At 72.2% G+C, this 16349-nt stretch carries 13 protein-coding genes and 1 pseudogene; 7 read left to right on the forward strand and 7 right to left on the reverse strand.

The features are described 5' to 3' along the window. The first annotated feature begins 106 nt into the window (after window positions 1-106). Window positions 107-982: an acyl-CoA thioester hydrolase/BAAT C-terminal domain-containing protein gene (locus tag ACWD3D_RS20370; RefSeq protein ID WP_451462241.1), complete on the forward strand. Its 876-nt coding sequence runs from the start codon at window positions 107-109 to the stop codon at window positions 980-982. A gap of 32 nt (window positions 983-1014) precedes the next feature. Here the strand turns inward: ACWD3D_RS20370 and ACWD3D_RS20375 are convergent, their stop codons facing one another. Next, window positions 1015-2280 carry an amidohydrolase family protein gene (locus ACWD3D_RS20375; protein WP_451462242.1) on the reverse strand — a complete coding sequence of 422 codons (1266 nt, stop codon included), beginning with the start codon at window positions 2278-2280 and terminating at the stop codon, window positions 1015-1017. A gap of 275 nt (window positions 2281-2555) precedes the next feature. Here ACWD3D_RS20375 and ACWD3D_RS20380 point away from each other — a divergent pair, with 275 nt between their 5' ends. Continuing rightward, window positions 2556-4199, forward strand: a complete 1644-nt coding sequence (locus ACWD3D_RS20380) for a family 43 glycosylhydrolase (RefSeq protein WP_451462243.1) — start codon at window positions 2556-2558, stop codon at window positions 4197-4199. A gap of 68 nt (window positions 4200-4267) precedes the next feature. Here ACWD3D_RS20380 and ACWD3D_RS20385 read toward each other — a convergent pair whose 3' ends face one another. Together ACWD3D_RS20385 and ACWD3D_RS20390 are read right to left on the reverse strand one after the other, a co-directional pair. Next, window positions 4268-4648, reverse strand: a complete 381-nt coding sequence (locus ACWD3D_RS20385) for a hypothetical protein (protein WP_451462244.1) — start codon at window positions 4646-4648, stop codon at window positions 4268-4270. 443 nt (window positions 4649-5091) lie between these two features. After that, on the reverse strand, window positions 5092-6717 hold the full coding sequence (locus ACWD3D_RS20390) for a CehA/McbA family metallohydrolase (RefSeq protein WP_451462245.1): 1626 nt from the start codon (window positions 6715-6717) through the stop codon (window positions 5092-5094). A gap of 521 nt (window positions 6718-7238) precedes the next feature. Here ACWD3D_RS20390 and ACWD3D_RS20395 point away from each other — a divergent pair. Next, the gene (locus tag ACWD3D_RS20395) at window positions 7239-8396 is read left to right on the forward strand and encodes an ROK family protein (RefSeq protein ID WP_451462246.1); all 1158 of its coding nucleotides are present in this window, start codon (window positions 7239-7241) and stop codon (window positions 8394-8396) included. 299 nt (window positions 8397-8695) lie between these two features. Here the strand turns inward: ACWD3D_RS20395 and ACWD3D_RS20400 are convergent. From ACWD3D_RS20400 to ACWD3D_RS20410, 3 genes and pseudogenes are all read right to left on the reverse strand, one after another. Further along, window positions 8696-9427: pseudogene (locus ACWD3D_RS20400) on the reverse strand (ROK family protein); the annotation flags it as partial. A 316-nt stretch (window positions 9428-9743) separates the two neighbouring features. After that, a complete protein-coding gene (locus ACWD3D_RS20405; RefSeq protein WP_451462247.1) occupies window positions 9744-10640 on the reverse strand; it encodes an NAD-dependent protein deacetylase in 897 nt (298 codons plus the stop codon). A 43-nt stretch (window positions 10641-10683) separates the two neighbouring features. Then, window positions 10684-10920 carry a hypothetical protein gene (locus tag ACWD3D_RS20410; RefSeq protein WP_451462248.1) on the reverse strand — a complete coding sequence of 79 codons (237 nt, stop codon included), beginning with the start codon at window positions 10918-10920 and terminating at the stop codon, window positions 10684-10686. Between the two features lie 183 nt (window positions 10921-11103). Here ACWD3D_RS20410 and ACWD3D_RS20415 point away from each other — a divergent pair, with 183 nt between their 5' ends. The 4 genes from ACWD3D_RS20415 (at window position 11104) to ACWD3D_RS20430 (ending at window position 15066) form a co-directional block, all read left to right on the forward strand. Then, window positions 11104-12399: a sensor histidine kinase gene (locus ACWD3D_RS20415; protein WP_451462249.1), complete on the forward strand. Its 1296-nt coding sequence runs from the start codon at window positions 11104-11106 to the stop codon at window positions 12397-12399. Between the two features lies 1 nt (window position 12400). Continuing rightward, entirely contained in the window at window positions 12401-13060 is a 660-nt protein-coding gene (locus ACWD3D_RS20420) for a response regulator transcription factor (RefSeq protein ID WP_451462252.1), read from the forward strand. A 118-nt stretch (window positions 13061-13178) separates the two neighbouring features. Further along, the gene (locus ACWD3D_RS20425; RefSeq protein WP_451462250.1) at window positions 13179-14213 is read left to right on the forward strand and encodes a CPBP family intramembrane glutamic endopeptidase; all 1035 of its coding nucleotides are present in this window, start codon (window positions 13179-13181) and stop codon (window positions 14211-14213) included. A gap of 142 nt (window positions 14214-14355) precedes the next feature. Continuing rightward, entirely contained in the window at window positions 14356-15066 is a 711-nt protein-coding gene (locus ACWD3D_RS20430; protein ID WP_451462251.1) for a class E sortase, read from the forward strand. Window positions 15067-15536: 470 nt separating this feature from the next. Here the strand turns inward: ACWD3D_RS20430 and ACWD3D_RS20435 are convergent, their stop codons facing one another. Then, entirely contained in the window at window positions 15537-16103 is a 567-nt protein-coding gene (locus tag ACWD3D_RS20435) for an HD domain-containing protein (RefSeq protein ID WP_451462253.1), read from the reverse strand. Window positions 16104-16349: the final 246 nt, after the last annotated feature.

The following is a 16349-nucleotide window of genomic DNA, read 5'->3' on the forward strand; positions in this document are numbered from 1 at the left end:
CTGGCCCCCGGGCCCCGCCGCCCGCCCCCGGCACCGTACGATCCGGCCTGTGCCGCCGTCCGCGCCGCCGAACCGTCGGCGGCGGGCCGTGGGGAGGGGGACCGACGTGGACGTCCACGAGCGTGTGCTGGACACCCCGTGGGAGGGATTCCTCGCCGAACCCGACGGGGGTGGCGGCGCGGCCGTCCTGGTCCTGGCCGGATCCAGCGGGCGGGTGGACCGGGAGCGGGCGCGTCTCCTCGCCGGACAGGGGCTGACCGCGCTGGCGGTGCGCTGGTTCGGCGGGCCCGGGCAGTCGCCGGGCATCTGCGAGATCCCTCTGGAGACGTTCACCGAAGGTGTCGGACTGCTGAGGTCCACGGGCGCCTCGCGGATCGGGATACTCGGGGTCTCCAAAGGCGCCGAGGCCGCTCTGCTCACCGCCGTGCGCGATCCACGGGTGGACGTGGTGGTCGCGGTCTCCCCGACCGATTGCGTCTGGTGCAACGTGGGACCGGGCCACGACGGCCGGCACCGTCCCTACCGATCCTCGTGGTCCTGGCAGGGACAGCCGCTGCCCTTCCTCCCCATGGACGATTCCTGGGCATCCGGGAGCCCCGCCGGAGAGCCCGTCGCTTTCACCGGCTGGTACGAACTCAGCCGCCGGACCTTCGGCCGGCAGCTACCCGGAGCCGTGATACCCGTCGAACGCACTCGCGCCGAGATGGTCCTCGTGGCCGGCGGCGACGACGCGATGTGGCCCTCCCTCCCGGCCGCCGAAAGGCTGGCCGCCCGGAGGCGCTCGACGGGCGCGGGCGTCACGGTGATCAGCCGTGCCGACGCCGGACATCGCCCCCGGTTCCCCGGCGAGAGCGTCCTTGCGGCGTCCCCGGCACATCTGCACGGCGGCAGCCCGAAGGCGGACGCGCTGCTCGGGGCCGACGCCTGGCCCGCGATCGTCACCGCGCTCCGGGGAACCCCGATAGCCCGGCCCGGCGGCTGACAGCCGGGCCCGGGGGCACCCGGGTCGCGCTCTCAGGCCAGCCGGTTCCGGTAGACCCGGCCGTCCTTGACGATGACGGCCAGGTTGTCCTCGGGTGCGCCGAGCACGTTCAGATCACGGGTGGGGTCGCCCTCCACGACCAGCAGGTCGGCCCACGCGCCGACCGTGACCTCGCCGACGCGGGCCGCCTTGTACGGGTCGCGCTCCCCGGAGAGCCGGAAGAGACGGGCGTTGCCCGAGGTGACCATGGTCAGCGCTTCGACGGGCGTGAAACCGAAGGTGCTCGACAGCCGGGTGAGCATCTCGCTCTGGAGGCCGGCCTTGGACGGATCCAGCAGCAGGTCCGTTCCGAAGGCGATCTGCGTCCCGGCTGCCCGCGCCCACGCGTAGGTCCGGGCAACACCGTCGCACACCTGCTTGTTCTTCGCCGTGGACTCCGGCGAGGAGAAGGAGTGGTCGCCCTCCACGAACGGCTGGGTGCTCAGCCAGACCCCCTCGTCCCTCAGCAGCCGGATGGTCTCCTCGGACGCGAGGTGACCGTGCTCGATGGATTTGATCCCGGCGGCGACCGCGCGGCGGATTCCCTCGTCGCTGAAGACGTGCGCGCTGACGTACGTACCCCAGTCGGCGGCGGCCTCGACAGCGGCGCGCAGCTCGTCCACCGTGTACTGGACCACGTCCAGCGGATCGTGCGCCGAGGTCACCCCGCCGCCGGCCATCACCTTGATCTGGGTGGCGCCGCGCTTCAGCTGCTCCCGGACGGCAGCGAGGACCTGGTCGCGACCGTCCGCGACCCGCATGAAGCCGATCCCCTCGGCCCGCGACGGCGCGCCGCCGAACGTCGTGGCGTCGTCGTAGGCGCAGGAGAAGTCGCCGTGCCCCGAAGTCTGTGAGAGCGCCGCCTGACTGGGGTAGATCCGCGGGCCGGGAAAGGCGCCCGCGTCCAGGACCTGCCGCAGCGCCGTGACGTCCCCGCCCATGTCCCGAACCGCGGTGAACCCCCGCATGAGCATCCGGCCGGCCTCGGCCAGCGCCTGGTAGTAGCCCGAGCCGGTGCTGCCCATGGCGAGCCCCACCTCGGTGTTCCCGGCGGCGAAGAGGTGCACGTGCGCATCGGTGAGGCCGGGCATGAGCACCCGTCCGCCTCCCTCGATCACCAGTGCGCCGGGCGACATCGCGTCGCCACCGATCGCGGCGATCCTGCGGTCCTCGACGAGTACCGACCGAGGTTCGGAAACTTCGCTTTTCAGCCCGTCGAAGACACGGACGTCACGGATCAGGATCGGTGCGGAGCCCATGGGTTCCTCCCTTTGCGTACGGAGGCGCCGACGGCGGAGAACGCCTGCCGGGCCGGGCGAAAGCCCGGTGAGCCGGGCCGACTTCTCTGCTTACCGTGTGCCCTGACGTACGAAACATCGCTGGCTGTACGGGGCCGGCCGGTGACGCACGGCCGGGCCTCCGACGGCCCCTGCCGGGGCGCCCGACGGTTGTCGATGCGTGTGTTCGACGCTACGTTCCCCCTTGATCGTCAGGAGCACCGGTCCTGGGGACGTGGCGGAAGGCTGGCAAGCGCGTGCGAGACGGATCTGCGCAGGTCGTACGGAACCCCGTGCTGCCCGGTTCTCATCCCGATCCCTCGATCGTGCGGGTCGGCGACGACTACTACCTCGCCACCTCGACGTTCGAATGGTGCCCGGGCGTCCGGCTGCACCACTCCCGGGACCTGGTCCACTGGGAGCCGCTGGGCGGAGCGCTCGACGGCCCGCCCGCGCTCGACCTGACCGGCTGTCCCGACTCCGGCGGCGTATGGGCTCCCCACCTGAGCCACGCCGACGGGCTGTTCCACCTCCTCTACAGCAACGTGTCGAGCTACACCGGCGGCTTCTCCGACGCCCCCAACCGACTCGTCACCGCTCCCTCGATCCACGGCCCCTGGTCCGAGCCCGTCCCGCTGCACGCGCGCGGCTTCGACGCGTCCCTCTTCCACGACGGCCCCGACAGCTGGATGATCAACCTCGTCCACGACTGGCGGCCCGGGCACGGCGGGTCCGCCGGCCTGGAAGCGACCCGCTACGACCGCACCGCCCGCGCCCTGAGCGGCGACCCCGTCCTCATCGGTCTGCCTCCCGGGGACGAATGGATCGAGGGCCCCAACCTCTACCGCGTCGGCGACTGGTACTACCTGATGACCGCCGACGGTGGAACCGGCTACGACCACCAGGTGACCGTCTCCCGCTCCCGCACCCTGACCGGCCCGTACGAACGCGATCCGAACGGCCCGCTCATCACCGCGCGCCACAACCCGGACCTGCCCCTGCAGAAAGCCGGACACGGCAGCCTCGTGACGACGCCCGCCGGCGAGTCCTACCTGGCCTACCTGGTCTCCCGCCCGATCGGACGGCACGGACCGTGCGTTCTGGGCCGGGAGACGGCCCTCGCGCCCGTGACCTGGACTTCCGACGAATGGCCCCGCGTCCCGACCGGCGAGCCGGCCCTGGAAGTGGCCGCGCCGGTCTCCGCGGGACGGGAGGCGGACCGGGAGACCGGCCCGGAGCACACCCCGGCGCCGGGCACCCACGTCGAGGACGACTTCGACAGCCCCACCCTGGGGGCCCAGTGGTCCACCCTTCGGCGCCCCGCAGCGCCGGACTGGCTGTCCCTCACCGACCGCCCCTCCCACCTGCGGATACGAGGAGGCCGCGCTCCCCACAGCCTCGTCGGACCGAGCCTGGTGGCCCAGCGGGTGACCGCGCCCCGCTGCTCCTTCGAAGCCACCCTGGAGTACCGCCCCGAGGAGTTCCAGCACCTCGCCGGGATCACCGCGTACTACAACACCCGCAACTGGTACTACCTGTACGTCACCGCCGACGACACGGGCCGGCCCGTGCTGCGCAGGGCGAGCAGCGACCGGGGCGTGCTGACGGTCGACGAAGCCGGCGGGATACCTCTCGACGGCCCCACCGTCAGGCTCGGCCTGGGATGCGAACTGGACGGCGGACACCTGCGCTTCCACTACGACACCGGCGCCGGCCGGCGCCCCTTCGGCGAGGCGGCCGACGCCACCGTGCTCTCCGACGAGCACGCCGAGGACGTCCAGGACGGGCAGGTCAGAGCCATGGGCTTCACGGGCGCCTTCGTCGGAATGTGGGTCTGGGACCTCTCCGGACAGGGCCGGTACGCCGACTACGACCGTGCGACGTTCAAAGCCGAAGCCTGACCGAACTCGGCTGATCAGGAACACCGTTCGCGTGGTTCACGCCACCGGCCCCTCGTCGGCGCACCGGGTCAGAGACGGACGACGGCCCAGAGACGCCGCCCTTCCGGGCCCGTCTCCGTGCCGCACCCCTCTACGCCCGGCAGGGCGGTCAGCCGGTGCAGGACGTCGTCACCCTCCGGAGCGTGCCCCGGGGCGAGGTCGCAACGGTGGGAGAGGACGACCACGCACGCCTGCCCGTCCTGGTCGGAAAGGTGCACGCTGACCTTCCGTCCGCCGTCGCCGACGGCGGTGGCGACGAGTAGTTCCGTGGCGGAACCCAGAACCCGGACCACGGCCGGCCCGAGGCGGTGACCCCAGGCGCCGAGCTGTTCGAGAACCTCGCGCCGGGCCTTCCCCGGCACCCACGCGGCGGACTCGTAACTCCGGTTCGCGCCCCGTCGGTTCCTCATCCCGACACCGCGAGGAACGGCTCTCCGTGCGATCTCTGCCTGCTCCCCGACGCCGCGGGAGAGGTCCGGAGGGGGCGGAGAGAGCGGCTTCTTCGGTGGCGGCGGCGTGCGCGGGGGAAAGCTCGGCGGATTGGGCCCTTCGGCCACCGGCGCGGTCATACGGGCCTCCCGAACGGTGTGCGGCACCTTCCCGACGGAGTGCTGCCGTTCCGTCAGGGTAGAGCGCCCCGCCCCGGCCCGGGCCGTTTCGCCCGGTTGTCCGGGCAGGGCAGGCCGCCGGACCCGCGGGAGCGGACGCTGGAGGAGGCCGCCGTGCCGGAACCCGACCACGCGGGCATGACCCTCACCCGCGCCCTTCCGAGCTGGTCACGCCGCGATTCGCCCGCCGCTGAACCACGGCGTGGGGACCGGCGCGGAACCGGGCCCCACGCCGTGGCCGGCCGTCAGCGCCCGGACGTCTTCAGGAAGACCGGGTTGGTGAGGGCGGCCATCGGGCCGAACATCAGCGCGTCGCCCATGGTGTTGCCCTGCCCCGCCGAACCGTTCGCCATCGGGTGGCGGACCTCGGCGCGCACGTACGCGGCGAGCGAGGCGGTCGTACGCCACACCACCGTGCCGGTGCCCTCCGCGCTCAGGGACTCCTGGTGCATCTGGCCCTCGTCGGTGATGAAGCGGACCGTGCCGTTCGGTACGCCCTTCACGTCGAGGCGGACGTCCACCGGCGCGTCGGCGGGCGCCTTGAGCGTCTCGCCGATACCGGCCTGCTGCGCGTCGCCGCTGACGGTGAACGACAGCTCCACGGCGGCGGACTCGGCGATCCAGCTGCGCCCGGCGCGGATGCCGTCCATGACCGAGTCCGTCCGCAGGTCGTCGGCGAGGACGACGTTGTGCGGCAGACCGATGACCTGCGGGGTGCTGTGCGCGTCGCTGTTGCCCATGGCGGGCACCCAGCGGCCGCCCGAGCGCACCGCCTCGCCGATCTTCTGGTCCCAGGTGCTGATGGCGTGCTCGTCGTCGTAGGTCCACGGGCCGGTCCACACCTCGGTGGCGTCGGCGTCGTCGAAGCCGAACTTCCACTGGCTCGCCACGTACGCGCAGTACATGTGGGCGGGTACCACCAGGCCACCTCCGCGGCGCACCTGACGGGCGAAGCGAGGGAAGGCGTCGTCGCGGTTGCGGTAACGCCAGTCGATCCACTCGCCGGGCGGAAGGCCGAGGGCGAGCCAGTGGCCGTTGCGGGTGGTGACCTCCTCCCCGGTGATGATCAGCAGGTCGGAACCGGCGTGTTCGCCCCACACCGCGTGCGCGGACGAGGTGTTGTGGTCGGTGGAGACCATGAAGTCCAGCCCCGCGTCCCGGGCGCCCGCCGCCACCTCGGCGGGCAGCCGCTTGCCGTCGGAGTGGACCGTGTGCAGGTGGCAGTCGCCCCGGTACCAGGCACGGCCGCGGCCCCTGGCCCGCTGCGGCGGGAAGTCGCGGGGAGCGGCCGGACCGGGCTTGCCGTAGGTCAGGGTCACCTGGACCTGGTAGTTCAGCCCCTGCGGGGCGACCTGGTACGGGCCGAGCACGACGTGCCAGGTGCCGCGGTCGACCTTGCCCGGCAGATAACCCGGGGTGGCCTCGCCGTTGCTGATCTCGAAGGAGGTACGGGAACCACCGGACCATCCCCGGAAGCCGCGCCCGCCCAGGCCGATGCCGCCCTCGTCGAAGATGCCGATGTCGCACGAGTTGCCGGGGGTGCCGGAGGGGACCGAGGGCTTGTCGTAGGAGTACGACACGGCGATCTTCGCCACGCCGGACGGAACCTCCACCGGGAGGTAGACGAAGTCGGCGACCCCGGTGGCCAGATGGCCGCTGATGACGTGGGTCTCCTCGGCGGTGTCCGAGGCCGGCTCCGCTGCCTGGGCCGGCGGGGCGAACGCCATGGGGGAGAGGGTGAGGGCAGCCGCGCCGGCGAGCCCTGCGGCCAGAAGCCCGCGGCGTCCCGGCCCGTCGCCGGGTTCGCCGGTCCGCTCGGCGTCGGGGCGGAGGCTGTCCACCTGGTGCTCGCAGTGGCCGTCAAGACACATGGGTCGTCCTCGGAGAAGTGTGCGGTGGTTGAATGCGCTTACTTTCCGACTCTTGGCGAGCTCCGTGAACACGGTGTGACCCGCGTGTGGCGGGGCGAAGTATCGACGGCGGCGGAAGCGCGTCGGCCCCGGCGCCCGGCCCTCAGCCGTGATACCTCGCCCGACCTGCGGAAACACTCTTCGGGCGGAGCGCTGCGGACGACGGGCGGAGTGATCTGCCGGTAGAGGCTGGTGTCGACGACGCCGCCGGACCGCCGGAGGTGATGACGACGACCACGCGGCTGCAGGCGCGGCCGAGCAGTTCGAGCATCGGCCTGGTCCGGGGCGTCGCGGAGTGACGTTCACCGACAACGCCCTTTCTGCCCGAGTCCGGCCGGGAGCCGGACGCAAGGGGAGGCTATGGAGCATCTTTAGGGCGGTCAATAACTAAAAACAGATGCAGTTCCAGGGTTTTGCGGGAAACAGAAAGAACTGTTTCGCCAATGATCGGCAAAACTGGAACGTGCCACTATCATCGGTCCATGGACGTGGCTTCCAATCGCTCCTCACCCCGCAACAGAACCAGGGAAGAGATCTTCCGGGTCATCCAGGGCGGCGGTGCTCTCACGCGCGCGCAACTCGTGGAAGTCACCGGGCTTTCCCGGAGCACGGTCAACCACGCGGTCTCCCGGCTGATCGCCGAGGAGCGCGTGAGGGAGGAAGACCCGGAGGTCAAGGGGCCGGGGAGCGGCAGCGGACGCCCGGCCGGCGTGCTGAGATGCGTTCCGGGCGGGGGCAGCTCCGCGGCGCTCGACTTCGGGCACACCCACATCAAGGTCGCCGTCGTCGACGACACGGGCCGGATGCTGGCCCGGCGACGCGCCGATCTCAACGTCGACCTGTGCGCCTCCGAGGCCATGGACGCGGCGGCGGACATGCTCGGGGAACTCCGCCGGGAGCACTTCCTCGACGACCACTCGACCGTGGTCGCCGGAATTCCGGGACCGCTCGACTCCGCGACGGGGCTGGTCCGTTCGCCCACCATCCTCTCCAGCTGGGTCGGTCTCGATCCCGGGAAGGAACTCGAACGCCGGCTGGGCCTTCGGGTGCACGTCGAGAACGACGCGGTGCTCGGGGCCTACGGAGAACTGAGGCACGGTGCGGGCCAGGGCTATTCCGACTTCCTGTACGTGAAGGCCTCCCACGGCATCGGCGCCGGGATGGTGCTCGGCGGCGAGCCGTACCGGGGAGCTCTGGGGTTCGCCGGCGAGATCGGCCACACGCCGCTGCCCGGCTACACCGAACTCTGCCGGTGCGGCCGGCGCGGCTGCCTGGAGGCGGTGGTCTCGGTCGAGTCGGTCAAGGCGCAGATCGCCCACACCCGTCCCAGCCCGGGCTCGGACGTCTCCCTCGGGGACCCGCCGGACGATCCCACCACCTGGCGAATCCTGAACGACGCGGGCCGCATCCTGGGTGAGGTGCTGTCCGTGCTGAGCAACCTGCTCAACCCGGCCGCCGTCATCATCGGGGGCGAACTCGGCGCCGCCGGAAACGCACTCCTGGAGGGTGTGTCCGCGACCGTGCACCGCAGCGCCCAGCCCGCGATCGCCGCCTCCCTCGGCATCCTCCCTGCCCAGCTGGGACGGGACGCGGAGCTGATCGGCGCTGCCGCGCTCGCTGCCGTGTTCGCGCGGAGGTGACGGGCGACCGGAACTGGTGGGAGCGCTCCCGTACCCGTGGGTGACCACAGGTGCCCCGGAGCGGTACGCCCGGTCACCGATGCGATCCACGGGCGCCGACGACTTCGAGGGCTCCGGCTCCGTGACCACGGGCCGAGGCGCCCGTCATGTGGCCGGCCCGCGCCCAAGGTGTTCTGTCCACGGAGGCGGTGTCCAGGATCGCGTGCGGCGACCAGCCCGTCGGCCTCGACTGCCGTCAGCGCCCTGCCGTGCAGATGGGCGAGCGCGCTGTCGGCGTGCTTGCTCGTCAACCGGGTCGCCAGGCAGCCGCGTCCGCCGCACAGGCGCTCCGGGCCGTCCGGGTGGAACTGCACGTGGGCGATCTCGCCGGCGGTGCCACCGGGGCCCGTGAAGAGCCGTCGGTCGAAGACCAGCCCGCAGCCGAACCCGTGACGGACACTCAGGTGCACACTCGCGCGGGTGCCCCGCCCCGCGCCGAAGACCGCCTCGCCCAGAGCCGCCAACTGTGCGTCGTTGGCGAGGGCGACTGGCCGGCCGAGTCCTTCGCTCGGGCGCGCGCGTGCCTCCTGCACGGTTCGGACGTACGCGGCCGGCCGCTCGTGGCGCACCGCGGACGCGGGGAGCGCGGGACGGCCGTCCCGGGTCACGGGGAGCGGAGCGGCGATCACCACCTGCCTGATGCCCGGGGAGCCGCGGTCGCGGGCCGTGTTCAGGAGTTCGAGGACCGCGGAAACCCACGGCCCGGCCGGACTCCTGTCCCGTGAGGCGACGACCGACAGCGTTCCGCGGTCGACCAGCGCGGTGACGACGGAGGTGTCTCGGAGCAGGGGCCGCCCGCGCCGGCGGGGAGCCCGCGTGCCTCGCCGGCGGACGGGAGGGGAGAAGAGGTGGGCGACGTGGTCAGTCGTGAGGGGGGTGCGGCGGTTCATGGGCGACGACCGCAGGCCCGGCCCTTGGCCGGTTTCCATGTGCCTGTCATGGAATTGCCGTCCCCCGTGCGCGGGGCGACCGCGGTCGACGTTCCCGTCCATTTCGCGAGGCCGGCGGAATTCGGGGCGAACGAGGTTGCCCGGCGGTGGTCCGGTCGTCGGAGCGGACGACGTCCGCGTCCTCGCCACCTCAAGAATGTCCCGCGGCCTTTGTTCCGGGCATGGAGCGGGCAACGCGTTCGCACCCGGATCGGGCCCGTCCGAAAGCGATGTGACGATGTGTCACTCACCGCCCGTGCTGCCCCGCTGCCTCGTCGCGTCGAGTGACAGCCTTCATGGCAGGGCCCTCGTCGCCCTGTCCAGGAAATACGCGCAGTTCCCGTCTCCGGGAGCGCCCGGGTCGGACCCCTCGACGAGCTCAGGCGGCCTCGTCGGTGACGGTGATCCCCAGACGGCCGGCCACGGCGGTCAGGGTCGCCCCGAGCGGGAGCGCGACGCGGGCGACGGCGTGCCGGTCGCCCCGCGTCGGGTCCCGGTTGACGATCAGTACCGGCTTCCGGTCCTCGGCCGCCTGGCGCACGAACCGGAGACCCGACATCACCGTCAGCGAGGACCCGAGAACCAGCAGTGACGTCGCCCCGCGGACCAGGGCGCGGCAACGCTCGACCCGCTCCGGCGGCACGGCTTCGCCGAAGAACACCACGTCCGGCTTGAGGACACCGCCGCACACCGTGCACGGCACCACGTGGAAATCACCGACCTGCTCGTCGGTGAGGTCGGCGTCACCGTCCGGGTTGAGACCGGCGGCCACGGGGGCGAAGCCCTCGTTGGCCCGCTCCAGCCGAACGGCGAGTTCCCGGCGCGCGGAGAAGGTGCCGCAGGAGAGACAGACCACCCGGTCCAAGCTCCCGTGCAGCTCCACGGCGTCCGGACTTCCGGCCGCCTGGTGCAGGCCGTCGACGTTCTGGGTGATCACGCCCGAGAGCAGCCCGTGCCGCCCGAAGGCTGCCACCGCCCGGTGTCCCGCGTTGGGGCGGGCACGGCCGAACGTACGCCACCCGAGGTGGCTGCGTGCCCAGTAGCGACGCCGGGCCCCGGCGTCCGCGGTGAACTCCTGGAAGGTCATCGGGGTGTGCCGGCTCAGGCTCCCGCCGTCCCCCCGGTAGTCGGGAATGCCCGACTCCGTGGAGATGCCCGCCCCGCTGAGTACCAGCACACCGCCGGCGCCGAGGGCATCGGCGACCGGAGAGGGGTCCGTGATCCCGGGCGGCAGATCTCCGGGGGGCGTCCAGGTCAGAGTGGGGCGCATGCGCATGCCCCCAGGTTACGGCGGGCCGTCCGGCAGGTCCCGGGCACGGTCACCGGCGGCGCCGCCACCGACCGGTCATGATCAGAGCGCCGACACCGAGCGCGGTGACCAGGCCGCACACCAGGTGGACGGTGAGAGAGGAGCCGCGGTACGAGGCCACGGTGTTGGCCGTCGCACCGGCGACCGTGACCACCCACAGAACGGCCCGGAGGAGATCGTCGCGCGTGACATTCTGGCGCTGCGCCGGAACGACGGTGCGGGGGCGGGCAGGATCGACGTCGGTCATGGGAACTCCCTGGTTGCGTCCGTGGTGAGGTTCTGGTGACCGAAGCTACGGATTCGCGGGCCCGAGACCGATCCCGCGTGCGCCACGACCGGTGGTAGTGCGGGCTGTACCGGCCGGTGTCTGGCGGGCGGGTCCGCGCCGTCGGTGGAGCCGGGAATGCATGAGAAAGGTGTACGGACGGGGATGGGTACTGGGTGGGGGGCCGGGGCCGCGGCCACGGCGGACTCGGAGGACGCCGAGGACGCGGGATTCGGGGCCGCGGTCGCGCGGACGCTGAAGGCGGCGGGCCGGGCGCTCAAGCAGTTGGCCGGCGGACTCGGCACGGCCGCCGTGGCGATGGCTCTGCTGTTGCTGCTGCTCGTGGCGGCGGTGACCGCGCCGGTCGGCATCGGGCTGGTCCTCGCTGCGCCGTTGCTGCGCTGCGTGCGCATGCTCGCGGACCGGGAGCGCAGACGGCTCTCAGCCTGGGGCCCCGAGGTGGTCGCCCCCGGACCTCCGCCGGCGGGGCTACGGCTCGCCCTCCTCGACCCGGGCACCCACCGTGAGCTGCGGTGGCTGACCCGGCACGCGACGGTCGGCCTGCTTTTGGGGCTCCTCGGCGTGTGGCTCCCCGCCTCTGCGGTGCGCGACACCGCCTTCCCGCTGTACTGGCGCTTCGTTCCGGCGGACTCGTCCGCCACCGCCATGGGGTACGGCACCGCCGACTCGTGGCCCGAGGCCCTTGCCGCGGGCCTGCTCGGCCTCAGCTGGATCGCCGTCATCTTGGGCCTGTTCCCGGCCATGGCACGTCTCCAGGCGCGCTCCGGCCGCCGCCTGCTGGCCGCCGGCCCCGACCTCGACCTGTCGCTCCGGGTCGTGGAACTGACCGCCACCCGCGCTGCCGCACTGGACGCCCACACCACCGAACTGCGCCGCATCGAACGGGCCCTCCACGACGGCACGCAGAACCGGCTCGTCTCGGTCGCCGTCCTGCTGGGCGCCGCCCGTCGCCAGGTGGCCCGCGACCCCGCGAAGGTCGACGAGATCCTCGAACGGGCCCAGTCCGCCGCAGAACAGGCGCTCGCCGAGCTGCGCACGGTCGTGCGCACCATCCTCCCGCCGGTGCTGGACGACCGGGGTCTCGCCGGAGCGCTCTCGGGACTGGCCGCGCAGAGCCCGGTACCCTGCCGGATCGATGTCGACGCCGCCGACCGCTGCCCGGCCTCGGTCGAGGCGACGGCCTACTACACGGTCGCCGAAGCCCTCACGAATATCGCCAGACACAGTGGTGCCGGGCAGGCCGTCGTGACCGTTCGCGCGCGCGACGGCCGTCTGCGCCTGACCGTCACCGACGACGGCCGAGGCGGCGCGGACCTGGAGAAGGGATCGGGCCTCACCGGCATCCGGCGCAGGGTCCTGGCCCACGACGGTAGGCTCCACCTGGCCAGCCCGGCCGGTGGACCGACGACCCTTGAGGTGGATCTTCCCTGTGGACCGTGACCTGCGGATCGTCATAGCCGAGGACGACGCGTTGTTGCGCGAGGGGCTCGCTCTTCTGCTGCGTGCCGAATCCATGGACGTGGTGGCCACGGCAGGAACCCCGGACGAGGCGCTGAGGGCCATCGAGGAGCACCAGCCGGATGCCGCGATCCTCGATGTGCGGATGCCGCCGACGCACACCGACGAGGGTATCCGCGTGGCCGTCGAAGCCCGCTGCCGCCGCCCGGAGTTGCCGGTCCTGGTGCTGTCCGCCTACGTCGAGCAGAGCTTCGCGACGCAGCTGCTGACCGGTGGGGTCGGTGGGCTCGGATACCTGCTGAAGGAGCGGGTGGGCCGGGTGGACGAATTCCTGGAGGCGCTGCACCGGGTGGCTTCCGGAGGCACGGCCATCGATCCCGAGGTGGTGGCTCAGCTCTTCACCCGCTCCCGTCAGGACCCGCGTCTGGAACGGCTGAGCCCCAGGGAGCGGGACGTGCTGGCGCTCATGGCCGAGGGGCTGGGCAACACTGCCATCGCCGCGCGCCTCTTCGTCACGGACGGGGCGGTCCACAAACACATCCGCAGCATTTTCGCCAAGCTCGATCTCGCCCCGACCGACCAGGCGGACCGGCGCGTCGCCGCCGTACTCCACTACCTGGAAGACACACGGCGCCGTGCGTGAGGCGGTGACTGGTACAGCCTGCTGAACCTCTGGACGGGTGTGCGCGGCAATGATCCGCGGACGCGCCGCTGATGTGCTGGGTCACGTCACAGCAGCCCCCGTACGGACGGACATTCCGATGAGCTTCCACAGCCCTGCCGGTGCCGGTACAGATGCCCGGCCGCCGCACCCGAACCGGGCGGACCCGGGAAAGGGCCGGTCCAGGACACGGACCGCCTTCCGTAGGCGTCCTCTGACCTGGTTCTTCTCACTCGCCTTCGTCCTGAGCTGGCTCGCCTGGACGCCCTATGTCCTCTCCCGGAGCGGTCTGGGTGTGTGGGACGCCGCCTCCCCGGCGGTCGGCGGCACCACCCAGCTCCTGGGCGTCCTGCCCGGTGCGTACCTCGGCCCCATCGGGGCGGCGCTGCTCGTCACCTGGGCCGGTGAGGGACGCGAGGGGCTCCGGGTCTGGCGCGGCAGGATGACCCGGCTGAAGGTGAGCCTGCGCTGGTTCGTCGTGGTCCTCCTCGCGGTGCCGGCCGCGCTGACGGTGGCTACCGCGGTGGTGGCCGGACGCGCTCCGGTCCTGCCCTCGCTCGCCGTTCTGGCCGCCTACCTGCCCGGACTCGTCCTGCAGATGATCACCACCGGCCTCGCCGAGGAGCCCGGGTGGCGTGAGTTCGCCATGCCCCGCATGCAGGGCCGGTACGGCCCGGTGGTGTCCACCCTGTTCGTCGGTCTGCTGTGGGGTGCCTGGCACCTGCCGCTGTTCCTCACCGAGTGGGGCGGCGGCCCGCACGTGCACCCCACCAGGGTGCTGGAGTTCATGGGCACCACACTCGCCTTCAGCTACGTGATGACCTGGCTGTTCAACCGTTCCGGCGAGAGCATGCCGTTGGTCGTGCTGCTGCACACCAGCGTCAACAACTTCTACTCCGTGGCGTGGTCGTACGTGTTCCCGTCCCTGTCCTCGGACTACACGACGCACGCCTTCCTGCTCTGCTCCACCGTGGCCGCGCTCTCCCTCCTCGTCGTCACCCGAGGCCGTCTGGGACTGCCGGTGGAGCGCTCCGCTTCCCTGGGCACCGGCCCGCGGATCACGGCTCAGGGCACGTCGCCCGGCACTGTGCCCGGTGACGCACCGGACCGGACGCCGCAGCCCGAACTGCCCTGATCCGCCGGTCTTCGCCGGTCTCCGCCGGGCGCCCCCTGCGCAGCGTCCCGGGCGCATCCGGCGGGGTCGGACGACCGATGGTCTACTGGGAAACGCGGGAGGCGACCCGCCGCCCGCTCCGTCTCTCCGCCGGGGTACCGACATGCGTCCTTCCGCCGCCTTTCCCGGACGTGTTCCGCGGGCCGCCGTCGCCGTCGCCGCCGTACTGGCCGTAGGCTGCCCGGCGGCCGTAGCGGTCGCGCCATCCCCGGGTGCTCCCGCCCCCGCCGTGGTCGCGCTCTCCTCGACCGCCGCCGGTTCACCCGCACCGCTCGTCATGCGGGCCGACAGGACCGATCCGCGTACCGAGGCCGCACGACTCACCATTCCGGCGATCGGCGTCACGGACCTCCGCGTGGTTCCGTACGAGGGCACCACGGACGACTCACCGGGCACCCGCATCCAGGACGGAGGAGTCGCCGCGAGTCCGTACGGCGAGGACGGCGGCGTCGGACCGGGCGAGACCGGGAACTACTTGGTGACGGCCCACCGTCTCTCCGACGGGGGGCCGTTGCGCGATCTTCCATCGCTGGGCGAGGGCGACACGGTCCTCGTGGCGGAGGGCGGCACGGTGTACGAGTACCGGATCACCGAGACCCGGCAGACCTCCTTCCGCTCCGCCCGCTCGCTCGCCGAGCAGCGCGCCGAAGTGCCGGGGGAGCCGGGCGAGAAACCGACCCGGGCCATGATCACCATCTCCACCTGCGCCACACCGGAGGACGACGCGGCCGGAAACCACTGGCGCGATGCCCACCACAACCCGGAGCACCGCATCGACAAGATCGGCGTGCTGGTCTCGGCCCGACCGGCTTGAGCCGCGGACGGTCGGACCGTGGGACCCGGGTCGGGCGCGGTCGGGCGCGGTGTGAGAGGTGTCGAACGGCCGGCTGTGGGGCTACCGTAAAAGCATGGCCAGAACCGAGCGTGATACCGATCGGCAGGCCGGCTACACATGTCCGGCCTGCGGGCGGCCCGTCGAGAGCGAAATCGTGCGGCGCAAGACCCTCGGTATCTTCGTCCCACGCTGGGGTCCGGGCGCGTGTCACCACGCCGACTGCCCGAGGTGCGCGGACGAGCCGGCGGCCACGGGCTCCTCGAAGCGTCATGTGAGAGCCCCGGGGCGCCCGGAGCCCCGTCCGTACCACGGGCGGCACCGCTGATTCCACGTCCGCGCCGCCCGCACCGGAGCATCCGAGCCTTCAGGTCGGGGTGTGTCCGGCGGGCCGAAGCCCGGAACGTGATCCGGTGATTCCTTGATGCTGATTCCTTGATACCGGGGGAGCGTCAGGGGCCGACCGGGAAAGACGCTTGCAGGGCGAGGCGCCGTTCGGCGCCGTCACCGATGCGCTCCAGTTCCTCGTCGAGTGCGAGGAACTCCTCCCAGTGCTCCCTGCCCGTGGCCTTGACCAGTCGCGCGACGACGAGGTCTTCGAGGTCCGGAACTCGCTTGTTCTTCCAGATCTTGTCGGCGGTGCTCACCAACAGGTCTTCCAGCGTCGTCCCCGCTGCGGCCCACGCGGCGTGCGTGCCTGCGAAACGCGCCAGTCCGGCGTCGAATCCGTGCGCCAACAGCAGTTTTCTTCCGGCCTCTTCGTGGAGCGAACCGGCTCCGGAGAGTTCGGCGGGATGGTGCGTCTTGCCGATGTCATGGGTTGCCGCGCCGAACAGGACGGCGGCGCGGTCGACGGGGAGGCCGGGGGCGTGCGACTCCGTCCAGTCGACCAGCCGGTGCGCCACGTCGTGCACGGCGCGCAGGTGTACGGCGAGTCTGGGGGGAGCGGCCAGCCGGCGGAGGAGACCGGCGACGGAGTGGGGCAGGGGGCGCAGCGGTGGATCGGTGGGTTCGAGCATGGCCCGGGACAGCAGGTCTGATGGCGTCACCGGGGGATGGTAAGCGCTGCTCCGCGTACCGTCATCGGCTCTGTGCCGAGCCGATGGCGGAACGTTCCCCGGCGATGGTGGCGCTGGGACAACGAAGCCCGGCAGGAACTTCCGGTGTCGGGGACGGGCCCGTCCGCTGGTTCCACCGGTGAGGGCGGGCGTGTGTCGAAAGCGGCGCCGTCCGCCCGGAGGGCGGGTCCGGCGGCGTCCGGTGCG

The organism is Streptomyces sp. NPDC002690, from assembly GCF_053592415.1.

Bases quoted from the DNA above. Each gene is read 5' to 3' on its own strand.
- ACWD3D_RS20375 (WP_451462242.1), bottom strand. From the start codon at position 2,280: ATGGGCTCCGCACCGATCCTGATCCGTGACGTCCGTGTCTTCGACGGG.
- ACWD3D_RS20385 (WP_451462244.1), bottom strand. From the start codon at position 4,648: ATGAGGAACCGACGGGGCGCGAACCGGAGTTACGAGTCCGCCGCGTGG.
- ACWD3D_RS20390 (WP_451462245.1), bottom strand. From the start codon at position 6,717: ATGTGTCTTGACGGCCACTGCGAGCACCAGGTGGACAGCCTCCGCCCC.
- ACWD3D_RS20395 (WP_451462246.1), top strand. From the start codon at position 7,239: ATGGACGTGGCTTCCAATCGCTCCTCACCCCGCAACAGAACCAGGGAA.
- ACWD3D_RS20405 (WP_451462247.1), bottom strand. From the start codon at position 10,640: ATGCGCATGCGCCCCACTCTGACCTGGACGCCCCCCGGAGATCTGCCG.
- ACWD3D_RS20410 (WP_451462248.1), bottom strand. From the start codon at position 10,920: ATGACCGACGTCGATCCTGCCCGCCCCCGCACCGTCGTTCCGGCGCAG.
- ACWD3D_RS20415 (WP_451462249.1), top strand. From the start codon at position 11,104: ATGGGTACTGGGTGGGGGGCCGGGGCCGCGGCCACGGCGGACTCGGAG.
- ACWD3D_RS20425 (WP_451462250.1), top strand. From the start codon at position 13,179: ATGAGCTTCCACAGCCCTGCCGGTGCCGGTACAGATGCCCGGCCGCCG.
- ACWD3D_RS20430 (WP_451462251.1), top strand. From the start codon at position 14,356: ATGCGTCCTTCCGCCGCCTTTCCCGGACGTGTTCCGCGGGCCGCCGTC.
- ACWD3D_RS20435 (WP_451462253.1), bottom strand. From the start codon at position 16,103: ATGCTCGAACCCACCGATCCACCGCTGCGCCCCCTGCCCCACTCCGTC.